Source organism: Olivibacter sitiensis DSM 17696 (genome assembly GCF_000427965.1).
Classification (GTDB): domain Bacteria; phylum Bacteroidota; class Bacteroidia; order Sphingobacteriales; family Sphingobacteriaceae; genus Olivibacter; species Olivibacter sitiensis.
In genome coordinates this window covers 1-14,959 of record NZ_ATZA01000048.1, presented here as the reverse complement: position 1 = coordinate 14,959, position 14,959 = coordinate 1, and the positions used below count along the sequence as shown (strand labels likewise).

At 43.5% G+C, this 14,959-nt stretch carries 15 protein-coding genes and 1 other RNA gene; 7 read left to right on the top strand and 9 right to left on the bottom strand.

Going from position 1 to position 14,959, the window contains the following annotated elements:
* Nucleotides 1-254 precede the first annotated feature (254 nt).
* Entirely contained in the window at nucleotides 255-2,729 is a 2,475-nt protein-coding gene (gene hrpB / locus A37S_RS0119170) for an ATP-dependent helicase HrpB (protein ID WP_028298385.1), read from the bottom strand.
* Between the two features lie 291 nt (nucleotides 2,730-3,020).
* On the opposite strand from hrpB, the gene A37S_RS0119165 reads away from it, so the two are divergent.
* From A37S_RS0119165 to A37S_RS0119155, 3 genes are all read left to right on the top strand, one after another.
* Nucleotides 3,021-4,472: a circularly permuted type 2 ATP-grasp protein gene (locus A37S_RS0119165; protein WP_028298384.1), complete on the top strand. Its 1,452-nt coding sequence runs from the start codon at nucleotides 3,021-3,023 to the stop codon at nucleotides 4,470-4,472.
* 86 nt (nucleotides 4,473-4,558) lie between these two features.
* Nucleotides 4,559-5,494 carry an alpha-E domain-containing protein gene (locus tag A37S_RS0119160; RefSeq protein ID WP_028298383.1) on the top strand — a complete coding sequence of 312 codons (936 nt, stop codon included), beginning with the start codon at nucleotides 4,559-4,561 and terminating at the stop codon, nucleotides 5,492-5,494.
* 26 nt (nucleotides 5,495-5,520) lie between these two features.
* Entirely contained in the window at nucleotides 5,521-6,462 is a 942-nt protein-coding gene (locus A37S_RS0119155) for a transglutaminase family protein (protein ID WP_028298382.1), read from the top strand.
* 90 nt (nucleotides 6,463-6,552) lie between these two features.
* Here A37S_RS0119155 and asnB read toward each other — a convergent pair whose 3' ends face one another.
* From asnB to A37S_RS25360, 5 genes are all read right to left on the bottom strand, one after another.
* On the bottom strand, nucleotides 6,553-8,241 hold the full coding sequence (gene asnB, locus A37S_RS0119150) for an asparagine synthase B (RefSeq protein WP_028298381.1): 1,689 nt from the start codon (nucleotides 8,239-8,241) through the stop codon (nucleotides 6,553-6,555).
* A 315-nt stretch (nucleotides 8,242-8,556) separates the two neighbouring features.
* On the bottom strand, nucleotides 8,557-8,826 hold the full coding sequence (gene rpmA / locus A37S_RS0119145; protein ID WP_028298380.1) for a 50S ribosomal protein L27: 270 nt from the start codon (nucleotides 8,824-8,826) through the stop codon (nucleotides 8,557-8,559).
* 67 nt (nucleotides 8,827-8,893) lie between these two features.
* A complete protein-coding gene (rplU, locus tag A37S_RS0119140) occupies nucleotides 8,894-9,205 on the bottom strand; it encodes a 50S ribosomal protein L21 (protein ID WP_028298379.1) in 312 nt (103 codons plus the stop codon).
* A gap of 72 nt (nucleotides 9,206-9,277) precedes the next feature.
* A complete protein-coding gene (locus A37S_RS0119135) occupies nucleotides 9,278-9,790 on the bottom strand; it encodes a hypothetical protein (protein ID WP_028298378.1) in 513 nt (170 codons plus the stop codon).
* Between the two features lie 108 nt (nucleotides 9,791-9,898).
* Nucleotides 9,899-11,311: a dicarboxylate/amino acid:cation symporter gene (locus tag A37S_RS25360; protein WP_051293313.1), complete on the bottom strand. Its 1,413-nt coding sequence runs from the start codon at nucleotides 11,309-11,311 to the stop codon at nucleotides 9,899-9,901.
* A 194-nt stretch (nucleotides 11,312-11,505) separates the two neighbouring features.
* On the opposite strand from A37S_RS25360, the gene A37S_RS0119125 reads away from it, so the two are divergent.
* Both A37S_RS0119125 and A37S_RS0119120 read left to right on the top strand, forming a co-directional pair.
* On the top strand, nucleotides 11,506-12,003 hold the full coding sequence (locus A37S_RS0119125; protein WP_028298377.1) for an RNA polymerase sigma factor: 498 nt from the start codon (nucleotides 11,506-11,508) through the stop codon (nucleotides 12,001-12,003).
* Nucleotides 11,990-12,595, top strand: coding sequence for a hypothetical protein (locus tag A37S_RS0119120; RefSeq protein WP_028298376.1), 606 nt, complete (start codon nucleotides 11,990-11,992; stop codon nucleotides 12,593-12,595). Before A37S_RS0119125 ends, A37S_RS0119120 begins: the two co-directional genes overlap by 14 nt.
* A 36-nt stretch (nucleotides 12,596-12,631) precedes the next feature.
* On the opposite strand, the gene A37S_RS0119115 is transcribed toward A37S_RS0119120, so the two are convergent.
* Nucleotides 12,632-13,051, bottom strand: a complete 420-nt coding sequence (locus A37S_RS0119115) for an NUDIX hydrolase (RefSeq protein WP_028298375.1) — start codon at nucleotides 13,049-13,051, stop codon at nucleotides 12,632-12,634.
* A gap of 160 nt (nucleotides 13,052-13,211) precedes the next feature.
* Entirely contained in the window at nucleotides 13,212-13,454 is a 243-nt protein-coding gene (locus A37S_RS25355) for an OsmC family protein (RefSeq protein WP_245586429.1), read from the bottom strand.
* Between the two features lie 113 nt (nucleotides 13,455-13,567).
* Here A37S_RS25355 and ssrA point away from each other — a divergent pair.
* Nucleotides 13,568-13,937, top strand: a transfer-messenger RNA (tmRNA) gene (gene ssrA / locus A37S_RS26790).
* Nucleotides 13,938-14,191: 254 nt separating this feature from the next.
* Complete coding sequence (locus A37S_RS0119105) at nucleotides 14,192-14,680, top strand: Arm DNA-binding domain-containing protein (protein WP_028298374.1); 489 nt, start codon at nucleotides 14,192-14,194, stop codon at nucleotides 14,678-14,680.
* Nucleotides 14,681-14,697: 17 nt separating this feature from the next.
* Here A37S_RS0119105 and A37S_RS28355 read toward each other — a convergent pair.
* The coding region (locus A37S_RS28355; protein ID WP_036603197.1) for a transposase at nucleotides 14,698-14,959 on the bottom strand (262 nt) is incomplete at its 5' end.

Below are 14,959 nucleotides of genomic sequence, written 5' to 3'. Positions count from 1 at the left end.
TGAACCTATTAAAAGAATACACAGTCGTTCTTTACCTTTTCCTCTCGTAACAAACTGTTAAAGCCGCATCAAATGCCGCCAACCAACCTCGCCTAGCGCAAGATCTTTTCAAGAACGCAGCAAAATTAAGTTCTTTTTTTGTTACTTATACACCAATGAACGAAAATATTTTCAACTTCACATTTAGCAAAGCTCCCGACATCATAAACGCTCAGCTCGAGGAAAAATTATCCTACATATAAACTCTGCATATATCACCCCCTTTTCTTCACCACTCCTCTTACTGGTTTTGCGTCATAGGGGTTTTCAGGCCACTCGTGTTTTGGATAACGCCTTTTGAGCTCTTTCTTCACCTCAAAATACGTATCGCTCCAGAAACTTCTCAGATCTGTAGTCACCTGCACGGGTTTGAATCCCGGCGAGAGCAGGTGCATGACCACCTTTTGCTTCCCACTATTGACAGTAGGAGTATCTAACATGCCAAAAACTTCCTGCAAGCGTGCCGCTAACACGGGCATCTCTCCATTTGCACGGTAATGCAAAGCTATAAGAGATCCACTAGGTACTTGTATTTTTTCCGGCGCCAGCTGTTTCAGCTCAACTTGCAACGCATAGGGTAGCCAACTATTCAAAATATCCCTGAGGTCTAGCCTTTTCAAATCCTCATTCTTGCGTACATCCGTGATATAAGGTGCAAGCCATTCGCTGGCAAGTGGCAACAAGGATTCCACGCGTACATCGGGCCACCTTTCATCCTTATTCCACAAGCGGAGCGACAACACCCTATTTTGCCATTGAAGAAAGGCGTCACCAAAATCCAACAAATCTGCACCCTCGGCTTGTACCGCATCAATGACCGCTTTTACTCTTACGTTCTCCGCTATGTGCAATATTGGCTTGGTTTCAACAAGCAAATGCCCCACACACCATTCTCGACGTGCCACTAGACCACCCATTCTTTTGCTCCAGCATACCTGATCGCGCATATGCGCTTGCTTTAGCACCTGCTCTGACGATATTGGAGCGGCCAGAAACACCTTGCCATAGTCTTTACGAGCATCCACATGCGCTATTACCAGCCATGGTTCATGAGAAAGATCATCCTGCATGTCCAGCATCGCTGTATGTCCATTGGCCATTTTAAAATGTCCCATCCTTCCGGAAAACGCTTGTGCCACCCTTTCGGGGAAAGTATAGGAAAGTAACAAGCCGCAATCATAGGGATCCACAGCTGCGTTGCTCGGATCCACACCGAATAAGCGGCGGTAGAATAGAGCAACTTGGTCTATCTTCCGAAAGGCACCCAGTCGATTTTCGCGCCTTGCGCGCCGAAGCCCATCCATGCGCAAAGCAATATCTGTCGAGGAAAACTGTGCCATTGGATCGCGCTCGTCCAATATGGCAGCCAGATCGGTTGCCAAAGGCAAAAGGGGGCTACCAACCACTTTCAACAGCATATGAGCCATGCGCGGATGACATGGTAAATTGGCCATTTCTTTTCCGTGTGCCGTTATATAACGGTTCTTTGCAGCGCCCAATTCCTCTAGCGTGGACATCGCTTGCTGAAAACGCTGCTCTGGTGGCGGCGACACCCAAGTAAGTGTCTGCACGTCATATGCCCCCCAATGCAGTATATGAAGTGCCAAAGGCAGCAAGTCCGCTTCCAAAATTTCTGGGGTAATGAAATTTTTCATACGCCCCTCATCAGCGGCAGACCACATTCTGTAACATGTACCAGGGGCTAGCCTGCCAGCCCTACCACATCGCTGCGCCGCAATATCCATCGAAATGGGTACTGTTCGCAATTGAGAGAGCCCCGATCTGGGGTCAAAAATCTGCTCCCGCGTAAATCCGGTATCTACCACGACCTTGACGCCTTCAATCGTCAAACTCGTTTCGGCAATGGAGGTAGATAATACCACTTTCCTCTTCCCCTCTGCACTGGGCAGAACGGCTCTTTGCTGCTCTTGCATAGAAAGCTGGCCGTACAATGCATGCAACTCCACCTGACCAGCGACAAGCTGTTCCAACAATTGCATACAAGTGCGAATTTCTGCCTGGCCCGGCAAAAACACCAGTATATCTCCCTCCGTTTCATGCATGGCCCGACATACTACCTTAGCGCAATGAGCAGACAAATCTTCCAGCAGCATCCTTCCCATATAGTTTATTTTTACAGGATACTGCCTACCGGCACAACGCACCAAAGGGGCACCAAGCATGGCACTTAAATTTGCCAGATCAAGCGTGGCCGACATAATCAGTATACGCAAGTCTGGCCTCAATATTTGCTGTACTTCCTTGCACAACGCCAGCGATAAATCTGTATGTATGCGTCGCTCATGAAACTCGTCAAAAATCACCAATCCTATTCCTTCCAGGGCATTGTCATGCTGCAACATATTGGTAAGGATACCCTCTGTTACCACTTCCAAACGCGTGTGAATACTGGTTTTCTTATCAAAGCGTATTCGATAGCCAATAGTTCGCCCCAATTCTTCACCCAATATATCTGCCATGCGCTTTGCCACGCTGATGGCGGCCAATCTTCTTGGCTCCAGGAGTATGATCTTTTTGTCAGCCAACCAAGGTTCTTTTAGCAGTTCCAACGGCAGTAAAGTACTCTTGCCAGCACCTGGATCTGCACTCACCAAAAGCGTATTCTGTTCCAGCAATTTTCGTTTAACATCCGGAATAATGCTATAAATGGGAAGGTCATCTAGAAACATATGACGAAGATACAGTTAATTTCCCTACGGCTTTTCCCCTATGCTGAGAAAAAATTGGCATCAATAGCAAAAAAGAAGATTCTTCTAGACCATGCGGCATATAAAAGACCCAGTAGTTCTTCTGGATCATCCATATTCATTAAATTGGGGAACTAAAATTAAATATTAAATTGCTATATGGCAAACAAAAACAGAAAAAAAATAAACTTACCGTATTTTTATTAACAAAATTTTGCAAAACAAAACTAATCTACTTAATATTAACAACGAAATACAACCTTAATTGAGATTATGGCTATAGAACAGTTGTTAAAGAACTACATTCCCAACGAAAATACGTGGGATGAAATGTATGACTCGAAGAGCATACGCAGGCAGTATGGGGGAGTATTCTCTACCTTGGAGAAACTAGATGTGGAAAACCTGAGCAACAAGCACCGCCTAGCCGGCGAACTGTTCATGAATCAAGGTATTACTTTCACAGTCTACAACAACAACGAGGGGATCGAGCGTATTTTCCCATTCGACATTATCCCTAGAATAATTACTGGGGAAGAATGGGACAATTTGGAAAAAGGGATAGGACAGCGTCTCAAGGCATTAAATATGTTTTTGAGAGACATCTACCATGAGCAGCAGATACTGAATGACGGTGTTATACCAGCAGAGTTGATTGCCTCATGTCCAGACTATACCCGCGAAGCCTTTGGCATCAATGTACCGTATGATATTTACGTGCATATTTCTGGTATTGACCTTATACGTGGTGCCGATGGCAAATTCTACATCCTGGAGGACAATTTGCGCACTCCATCCGGGGTGAGCTATATGTTGGAAAACCGGGAGGTCACCAAGCGTATATTTCCCGACATGCTCTCTCGTTCCAACGTAAGGTCGGTCTCCAATTACCCAGTGCTTCTGCACGAAATATTGTTGGAATTGGCATCGGCACAGGTCTCAAAACCCTATATAGTCATATTGACACCTGGCATATATAATTCGGCCTATTACGAACACACCTTTTTGGCCAGGCAGATGGGAGTGGATCTTGTAGAAGGAAGGGACTTGGTGGTAGACAATCATAAGGTATATACCAAAACAACCAATGGACTGAAACAAGTCCACGTGATATATCGGCGTGTAGATGACTCCTTTCTAGATCCATTGGCGTTCAAACAAGACAGCGTGCTCGGTGTACCTGGCTTATTGAGCGCCTACAGGAGGGGAAATGTAGCCATAGTCAATGCCGTGGGGAATGGTGTAGCCGATGACAAGGCCGTTTATACCTATGTTCCGGACATGATCAGGTACTACCTCAATGAAGAACCTATTTTAGACAATGTACCCACCTACCAACTGAGTGATCCAGATGCCATGCAATATGTGTTTGAAAACGTCCGCAATATGGTCATCAAAAACACCAATCAGTCGGGCGGCTATGGCATGGTAATGGGAAGTACGATCAGCGAAGAAGAGTGGAGCAAGGCCAGAAAGGAAATAGAGAAAAGTCCTAGGAACTATATTGCCCAGCCCATTATCCAATTGAGTACGGTGCCTTGCTTTATAGATGGCAAAATACAACCCAGGCACGTAGACTTACGCCCTTACGCGCTGTATGGCCCATCAGGGACTAAATTAGTCCCTGGAGGACTGACACGCGTAGCACTAAAGGAAGGTTCCTTGGTAGTGAACTCATCACAGGGCGGGGGAAGTAAAGATACGTGGATCATTGATACCTTATAATAGATATGAGATTTGAGATATGAGACTTAAGATAGCTAGGTTTAAGTCTTGATATTTGATACTTTTAGAAAACATAAATAAAATATATGCTGAGTAGAATTGCAGACTCCATGTTTTGGATGAACAGGTACATGGAGCGGGTAAGGAGTATATTGAGGGTGGCGAGAACGCATTATATTATCTCATTGGACAGAGACGTGAAAGGAGCTTCATGGAAATCTATCCTAGAAATATTTACATTACTGGAGGAAAAGGAGATAAAGGAATTGGAAGGGCAGACGGGAAAAATCCTTCAATATTTACTTACGGCTTCAGAAAATGAAAATTCAGTCAAGTCGCTCGTAAGCAAGGCAAGGGAAAATGCCCGAGGCATACAGGACAATATTACCAAAGAGCTGTGGGAAGAAGTCAATTCCTTTTACCATGTCACTAACCAGCCGCATCTCAATCATAAACTGACGGGGCCAGATACCTTAGACGTAATCGACCTTTTCATGAGACACAGCATCATCTGTTCGGGTATATCAGATATCACGATGCAGCGTGGCACGGGCTGGGACATCATGAAACTGGGCAAATACATGGAGCGGTGCATGGAAACCCTCATCTTGACGGACAAACATTGCGAATTTTTCCAATACGAACTGGAGAAAGAGCGCGACATTACCCAATGGCGCTTCCTGCTACTCTCCTTATCGGGATATGAGGCCTACCTCAAGAGCTACCGTACCTTCAAGCACAACCAGAATGTGATGCATCAAGTGCTTTTCAATGAAGACTTTCCCCACTCGGTAAGCTATAGCCTCAACATGCTCGATAAATGTCTTTCCAAACTTATAGTGGGCAATAAAAATCCCGAAATCCCCGATTTGATCAGGACATTCGGAAAACTCCACGCCAAGATCAAATACCTAGATCCGTCCATTATTTGTCATATGGATCTACAGACATTTTTCATGGAAATGCGTACGGACATGAAGATACTGCATGCCAAACAATCGAACATCTTTTTTTCTTATTAACCAACGATGTACATAAACTACTGAATATGCCTATTTTTTCCATCGTACATACTACCAAATACGAATACGAAAACCCTGTGGTAGAAAGCATGAACGAAATCAGGATTTTCCCTTATAAATGTCCTGATCAAGAAGTGCTGCAGCACGAACTGAACATCAGCTACTCGCCACTTATGCACACTTTCTACGATTATTGGCGAAATAAAGTCGGCACTTTCTCCATCTCCCATCCACATAAGGAACTGGTAATTGAGAATAAACTGCTGATCCGAACTACCATGCCCAATCTGTTGCAGATCAATTTTCATTCAGGCTTTGATGAGCTCAACCAAGAAATGCAGGGTCAGTTGAAACTACTTGAACTGTCGCGTCCGGACAAAATTGACAACAAAGACAGCTTGAACGAGTTGCTCTCGACCATATCAGATGGCAGCCATAGCATCGCCATGATTGTGGAGCGCACCAGCGACGTCATCTACAAAAAGTTTCGCTACGTCAAGGGCATTACGAGCATTGAAACTACAGTGGACGAGATCTTATTGCATGGTGGGGGCGTGTGCCAAGATTTTGCCCACCTCATGCTCCAATTGCTACGAAGCATGTCCATTCCCGCGCGCTATGTAAGTGGCTACATCTGCCCCAATAAGAATGGCATGCGAGGCGAAGGGGCCACCCACGCCTGGGTGGAGGCATATATTCCAGGCTATGGCTGGACCGGCATCGACCCTACAAACAATACTTGGGTAACAAACGCACACGTAAAACTAGCCCTTGGCAGAAATTTTCGCGATTGCACGCCCGTCAAAGGAACTTTCAGGGGCAATAGCAAACAGCACTTGTCCGTCAATGTGAGCATTGGCTATGAGGATGGCAATTCTTTTCAAGAAACCAATGATGTACAAACACAAGTCAACATCAGGCCCATGTCTGAAATAGACATTCACATGTTCGGAAGTCAGCAACAATAAAGGACATAAACAAATGCCGGCATGCTGTATTGCCGGCATTTCATAAAAACAAAAAGATATACTTATCCAAAACTCGTGCAGTCCTGCAAACTACAGCGCGGGCTCCTTTGCCTTGCCGTAGCTTTCATTATGCACATTGGAAACTGCACGACCAGAAGGATCGTTCAAGTTCTGAAAGGACGCATCCCAAGCCAATGCCTCTGGTGTGCTGCAAGCTACCGACTTGACAGAAGGCACGGTCAAGGCTGCCGAATCTGAAGGGAAGTGCTGAGAGAAAATCGACCTATAATAATACTCCTCTTTATTCATCGGCGGATTGATGGGGAAGCGGTATTTTGCATTCTGCAATTGATCGTCCGTTACACTATTGGTAGCCACTTCTTTTAGCGTATCTATCCAGCTATAACCTACGCCATCGGAAAACTGTTCCTTTTGTCGCCAAGCAATGCTTTCAGGAAGCAAGTCCTCAAAAGCCTTCCTTAAGATCCATTTTTCAATCTTTCCGTTACCGGCCATCTTGTCTTTCGGGTTCAGACGCATGGCTATGTCCATGAATTCCTTGTCCAAGAAAGGCACGCGCCCTTCTATACCCCATGCCATCAAGGACTTATTTGCCCGAAGACAATCGTACAAATGCAGCTTGCCCAGCTTCCTTACAGTCTCTTCATGGAAAGCTTGCGGGTTAGGAGCTTTATGGAAATAAAGATACCCACCAAAGAGCTCGTCAGAACCTTCACCCGAGAGCACCATCTTTATGCCCATGGATTTAATGACCCTTCCCAGCAAATACATCGGTGTAGAAGCCCTAATAGTAGTTACATCATAGGTTTCCAAATGATATATCACATCTCTTATGGCATCCAATCCTTCTTGAATGGTAAAATGAATCTCATGATGTATCGTACCGATAAAGTCGGCCGCCTTTCTGGCTGCGGCCAAATCTGGTGATCCTTCCAAACCTACCGCAAAAGAATGCAGTTGTGGATACCATGCTTCATCTTCATCATCCGTTTCAATACGCTTGGACGCAAACTTCTTTGTTACCGCAGCTATTATGGAAGAATCCAAACCTCCGGAAAGCAATACGCCATAAGGCACGTCGGACATCATTTGCCTACGCACAGCATCTTCCAGTCCCTTTCGCAACAAGGAAATATCGGAAACATTATCCTTTACGTTTTCGTAATCTTCCCAATCCCTTTTGTACCATTGCTGAAAATGTTGGCCATCTTTGCTATAAATAAAATGTCCAGGTTTAAATTCTTCAATCTTATTGCAATATCCCTCCAATCCTTTCAGCTCCGACGAGAAAAAGAAATTACCTTTGGTATCCCAGCCAATATACAGCGGAATAATGCCCATATGGTCACGGGCTATAAGATATGTGTACTTCTCAATATCGTAAAGTGCAAAGGCGAATATACCGTTGAGATCTTCCAGGAAATCGGGGCCCTTATCTTCATAAAGAGCAAGGATAACTTCACAATCCGATTTAGTCAAAAAATTATAATTTGGATATTTCGCACGTATATCTCGGTGATTATATATTTCACCATTTACAGCCAACACGACGGTCTTTGATTCATTGTACAATGGTTGCTTACCTGAAGTAGGATCGACAATTGCTAGACGTTCATGCGCCATAACGGCCTTATCACCACTGTATATGCCAGACCAATCCGGCCCGCGGTGTCTGATTTTCTTGGACATCTCCAAGATTTGAGGTCTTAGTTCCTTCGCTTCGACTTTTAAATCAAAAGCTCCTAAAATTCCACACATAAATGATTATTTAATATTGCTTATATTAGCTTAGTTTAATATTTGATACAAAGTAACAAATATTAATTTTATTATTTCAATAGTTTAGTAAATTTCTAGCGATTTTTACAAGCATTATGACAATCTATTGAAAGTAAACATAGGCGTAAAAAAGGTTAGCAAGACTAAAAATAAGATAAACACCTAATAACAAGACAGATAACAAAAAAACGCTTCACGATTGCAAATTCTTGGGATAGCTGCCATCATTACCTACCAAACAAAAAAAGATCGAAGCAATTGCTTCGATCTTTCATCTATCAGATTAGTTTTTTGTTATGCCTGCGCAGTCTCGGTCGGGATTACCGAAACATAAGACTTATTATCTGCCTTTTTTCTAAAGACTACTGTACCCTCTACCAATGCAAACAAGGTATGATCTCTACCTAAGCCTACATTCTTATCCGGGTGGTGTTTAGTACCGCGTTGACGTACGATAATATTTCCAGCTATAGCTTTCTGACCGCCGAATATTTTAACACCTAATCTTTTACTATGTGATTCACGTCCGTTCTTAGAACTACCTGCACCTTTTTTATGAGCCATTTCTATATACTTTTTAAAATTGAACCTTTCTCTGCAGAAATATGTCCAACTCAGTTAAACCATCAAATTATAATGTGATATCCGTGATTTGGATTTTGGTGAACAACTGACGGTGGCCGTTTTTCTTTTTATAGCCTTTACGACGTTTCTTCTTGAAGACGATCACTTTATCACCTTTCAAATGAGACAAAATCTTAGCTGATACCTTAGCACCATCCAAAAGCGGCGCACCAATGGTAAATTTACCACCATTTTCTGCCAACAATACCTTGTCAAATTCAATACTAGCGCCTTCATCTCCTTGCAAGCGATGCACAAAAAGACTTTGGTCTTTCGCAACTTTGAATTGTTGCCCAGCTATATCTACTATTGCGTACATAAATTAATTAATTTGTTTTAAAATTTGAAGCGCAAAGTTAAAACTTTATTCTCTAAATAGCAAAGAGCTGTATCAATTATTTTTCCCCATCCTATCCTCGGCATCGCTGAGTACCCGCTCCATCTCTTTCATCATGGACAATGCGGCTTCCTTCAGTCTAGGGTCGCCACCAAATTGAGAATCGAAGAGCACCTGCTTGCTCTTTTCTTTATAATTGAGCTTTAGGGAAAACCGGACTGACTTTGACTTATCCACTCCTTCGGCCACATAGGTCAAATCTTCAGGGAAATTCCAGAAACCAAATTCCATCGCCTTGCGATGGATATACAACAGGTCGTCCTTGCGAAGCCTCAACTTGTCATGAACCAAAGAGTCCCTTCTGTTCAAGTACTGATAGTCCTGCGTAAGGGAGTTAAATTTATTTTCCAAATCCTCAGCGTGCCCATAGTTGAATTCAACGGATTGGAAATCCGCAAAACGAAAGGGGGCATTGGACACCATATTACTATAATAATAGACGCAATACAACAAAAAGGGTACTACGATGCAAAGAGCGAGAAAAATTTTCTTAGTACGTTCGGACATGATCAAAAATAAAAATGCAAAGATAGCATTTTCACGAAGTAAAGCACCAGCTTTTATACACCGTGCCTCCCCTGCCACAAAAGGCGCCAGAGAAGCATGCCACATCCTCTATCTGTTAAGTGACTTATCATAGTCCTCGGCTATCTTTTCCGCCGCGAGGCGCGCTTCGGCACCTTCGGGGTCAAACTCATTTTCCCACTTGGCAATAACGGCCGCTGCTAGGCAATTGCCGATCACATTGACGGAAGTGCGCGCCATGTCCATCAGCTCATCAATACCCAGTATGATGAATATGGGCCATACGGGTAAGTTGAAAGAAGCCGCAGTCCCCATGAGTATCACAAGCGAGGCCCGCGGTATGCCTGCCACCCCCTTGCTGGTAATCATAAGTGTAAACACCATGATGAGCTGCTGACCAAAAGACAAATGAATGCCTGCCGCTTGTGCCACAAATATACTGGCCAGGGAGAGGTAGAGCGTTGTGCCATCGAGATTAAAACTGTATCCCGTGGGCATTACAAAAGCCACTATTTTACGCGGCACTCCCACCCGCTCCATGGCTTCCATTGCTCGGGGCAAGGCTGCTTCGGAACTGGTTGTGGCAAACGCTATCGAAACTGGCTCGCTGACCGCTATAATGAATTTCTTGATGGGCAAGCCAATAAACAATGCGATAGGCAACAAGACCAAGAGCAAAAATCCGAACAGGGCGACATAAAGCGTAGCCAACAGCTGAAATAGGTTGACCAGCACACCCAAACCCATATGGCCCACTGTATAGGCCATGGCTGCCCCCACTCCTAGCGGCGCCATGTACATCACTATATTGGTGAATTTAAACATGGTTTCCGAAAGACTCTCGGTGAAGTCCACCATGGGCTTTCTCTTGGTTTCTGGCACCATGATGAGGCCTAGACCAAATATAACACTGAATATAACTACTTGAAGCACCTCTCCATCGGCTACGGATTTGGCGATGTTTTCCGGAAATATGTGCAAGATAATGTCCTGCCAAGTTTGCGGCTTTGCCGCTTGCAGTTCCTCATGCTGATTGGCAGGCGGTATAATGCCTTCGCCAGCCTTGCTGATATTGATTGCCGCAAGACCGATAAACAAGGCAATGGTAGTGACTACCTCAAAATAAAGCAGAGACTTCCACCCCATTCTTCCCACTTGCTTAATGTCCGAGTGACCTGCAATACCATAAACCAGAGTAGCAAAAATCAAGGGTGATACGATAGTTTTTATCAACTTGAGAAAAACCTTACTGGCCACTTGCAGTTCTATCCCCACCTCGGGCCAATCATGTCCTACGCATGCACCGATCACCAAGGCAATCAATATCCAAGAGGTAAGTGTTTTCTTCTTGAAACCATAAAAAATGAGCCCCAATACAGCTAGCCAACGTGAGACGAACAGCAATTGGACCGACACATTTTCGGTGTAGAAGTCAATAGCATACAGAATTGCAACAAAGGTAATGGTCACTAATGTAAATAGTGAGGTTATTTTTGATTTCATTCGCATATAAATTACAGCGTGTCACGTTAGCTGGATCACTCACACAGGCCAGATCACACTCAATGGAGTATTTGTTGCCCACAAAAATAGTCAAATAAGGGAAGTGTGCAAGAATTTAGCCTCTTTTTGAATTATTTTGTAACAAAATATCCTTTCTTTGCATCATATTCCCAAAGCAAGCGTGCACGGATTCAATGACGGAAAAAGATTCGGTATTTTTGGATGTATTTAACCAGAACAAAAGCAAGGTGTTCCACCTATGTTATGGCTATACGGGCGATACCGACACCGCCAATGACCTAATGCAGGAGACATTCATCAAGGTTTGGCAAAACATGGATAAATTCCGGAAACAATCCCAGTTATCCACGTGGATTTACCGCATAGCCGTCAACACCTGCCTATCCTACCTAAGAGTAGAGAAAAGAAAAGCAACGGACGAGATCAATGACCATACATTGGAAACACTGGCCGAAGAGAAATCCGATAAACAAGAACAAATAGCCCAACTGTACAAGTGCATAGCCCAGTTGGAGGAACACGAACGCATCATCATCACGATGGTGCTGGACGAAGTCCCCTATGCCGAAATTGCGGAGATATCCGGCATATCGGAAGGCAATCTCCGGGTAAAAATCCACCGCATCAAGAGCAAGCTCACAGAAATATATAATAGCCATGAAAGATTTTGAAGCACTGAAGATATTGTGGCACGAGCAGCGCATTCACCCAGCACTTAGTGCAGAGGAAATTGTGTCGACAATCAAGGCAAAACAAAGCGATATGCGCCGAAGATTGACATTCCAGGTCTTTACCATTGCGGGAGTGCTGGTAGCAGCTATTGCTATTTGGTTATTGATTCCTTTCCAGACATGGACCAGTCATTTCGCGCTGCTTATCATCGCCATTTGCCTCACCTACTATTTCATCGTGCAAATGGATTCCAACAGGAGCTTCCAAAAGCATGAGAACCTCATAGCTGAACCCAAAGCCTATATTCAGTTTTTAAAAAGCTATAAAAGCATGCGCAACAGGCTCAATACCCGCAATTACTATATATATGAAAGTTGCATTTGCCTAGCCTTTGCGCTCTATTTTGTAGAGCTTTACTTCGTACTACCTTTATGGCTGTTTCTCATGCTGGCTCTTGCAACCGCCATGTGGGTCATTTATTGCCACAGGGTGCTGATCAAGGATTACGTCACTAAAGAGAACGCACAGTTGCAAGAATTGATAGATCATTTGGAAAAGCTGGATAGGCAATTCGAAGAGAATGCGCCATAAGTCGATATCGGCCAAATTCCTTGGCCTTTTCCATGCTTACAGTTCATTCGCAATGAGCAGCTCGTCTTGTGCCAGCCTTTCAAACGCAAGCAAGACGCCCGGCACTTGCGCGAGTTGCAGCCTATATTCTTTTAAGGAGAAAAAGCGAACATCTTCTATTTCTGCCGAAGGCTTTGGGTCTTCATGCAACTCATAAAGAAAGCAATCTTGTTCCATCAACAAATCGCGCTCGCCAAAAGCCGGCGCTGTAATATGATAATAGTATTGTAAATCGGGCAGCTTCAGTTCCAGGTTGAGCTCTTCCTTTATTTCTCGCACGATGGCTTCCTCGGCTGTTTCTCCTGGATCCACTTTTCCTCCGGGCAAGTACCATGCTTGCTTATTTTTGCTATACGCAAGCAAGAGCTTGTTGTTGCGCAGGACAATCAGTCCCGCAGTCCATAGGGTTCTCCTCATTTTTATATCTAGAATAATATTTAATGCAGCAAGGTAGATAAATCTTTCGATTCACCTATTTGTCGTGAAATAGCCACCACGTTCACAACATGTTTATTTATGTATATATGCACAGGCAATATGTTGTCTGTACTTGGCTGTGCATATATAATTATAAAGTTTAAATTAAGCACAGGTGCAAAAACCATAATATATGGCAACTTGAAAGCGATGCTAGCAACAGTTCTTCGGGATTGTACCTGGCACTATCGCCCCGGAAGGCAGGGTCGGATGAGGCCTGAATTTCCTGTTTTCCATCTATTAAAATCGAATGGCTTCTTTCGTATGAACTGTAATCCCTTGTTCCCTGTCCCGTATTTCCGGTCCATTTGACTGTTAAATTGTAAACGTGTTCCTTATTCATTTCCGAGATTTAGAAAAATATCTTTTTATCTAAAGATAGCAAATTTTTCAATCCCATAAATACGATTTATTTTTCACTTAATAAATGCGTATATTTGCAAACTGTATTTACATGGGGTCGACCGGAATTGACAGGATGGAGACGGTTATGTAAGCATGCAGTGCATTGTAAGTCTAGCACTTTAATCTGAACTTTCAACTTTATAAATGGCGAAAATAACTACGCCTTAGCTGCCTAATTTAGAATTAGCATAGCTTTTGTCCCGTTCGGGTTTTGTTCTGTAGCCTGAACATACGGGGCATCGACTCACAGATCTAGTTCCTTGCATGGTGCGAACAAGGAGCGAAAACAAGCACCTAAGGAAGCCAGTATAGGCAAGCTTGCGGCCTTCTACTTCCCGACAATGAAACGCTAAGCTAAGCATGTAGAAAGCGTATACAGTACTATCTCTGGACGAGAGTTCGAATCTCTCCGGCTCCACAAATTAGTAAACAAAACGTATCAAAACCCTATAAATAGCACTATTTATAGGGTTTTGTCGTTTAAAAGCCTTCCGATTATTCCATATTTCCCAATTGCAGCGAGACCCTAGCGAGACCCTAAATTTTCAGAATTAGGGTCTCGCTAAACGTCTCAAAAACATAGCTATCAATTAGTTATGTGAACAGTTCAAAATCTGAACATCTTGATTTTGAAAGCTAAAGGAAATAATTTGAATAACATAAAACACCACCACAATGAAGGCAAATTTATCCATCCACATGTACGCCAGAGCGTCCAAAGCTAACGCTACAGGCCATTATCCCATTTATGTACGCATTACCATTGATGGAAAGCGATCCGAATTTTCTACTAAAAAATTCATTGACCCGAAGAAATGGGATGAAAAAGGCTTGCGTGTCAGAGGAAATTCCGAAGAAGCCAGAACAATAAACAGCTATCTCGATACCATCAGGCTTCAGATCAATCAAACCCACCTCAAACTATCGTTTCAAGGTGAAACTGTTTCGCTTGATAATTTCATGGAAACCTACTCCGGTAAAAAAGAAAAAGCCCGGACACTGGTACCCATTTTCAAGAACCACAATCAAAAAGTAAAAGAGTTGATCGGTATAGAATACGCCGAAGGTACATACGTGCGTTACGAAACCACACTAGCCCACATACAGAAATTTTTGAGATGGAAATACCAAAAAGATGATATCGACATACTTAGGGTCTGCTGAAAAACTCAATGATTTTTTCAGCAGATTTTTGAGTATTGGGGTATGAGGTTGTAATCTTTGCGCAGATCTACCACATATTTGATTACTATATTGATAATGCAATAAAGTGCTAGCTCGGCCAATTTGACCAAGTTAAGCACCAATACGATGCAGCTAATCCAAGCTTCGCTGGTTCTTGCTAGACGAGCTAAAATGAGATTCATTCCGTAACCAGTCTTTGCTTGACCAAACTTTCCTTCGATCGGATTGCGTTCTCCTGGACTTACACGATTCTGCGAG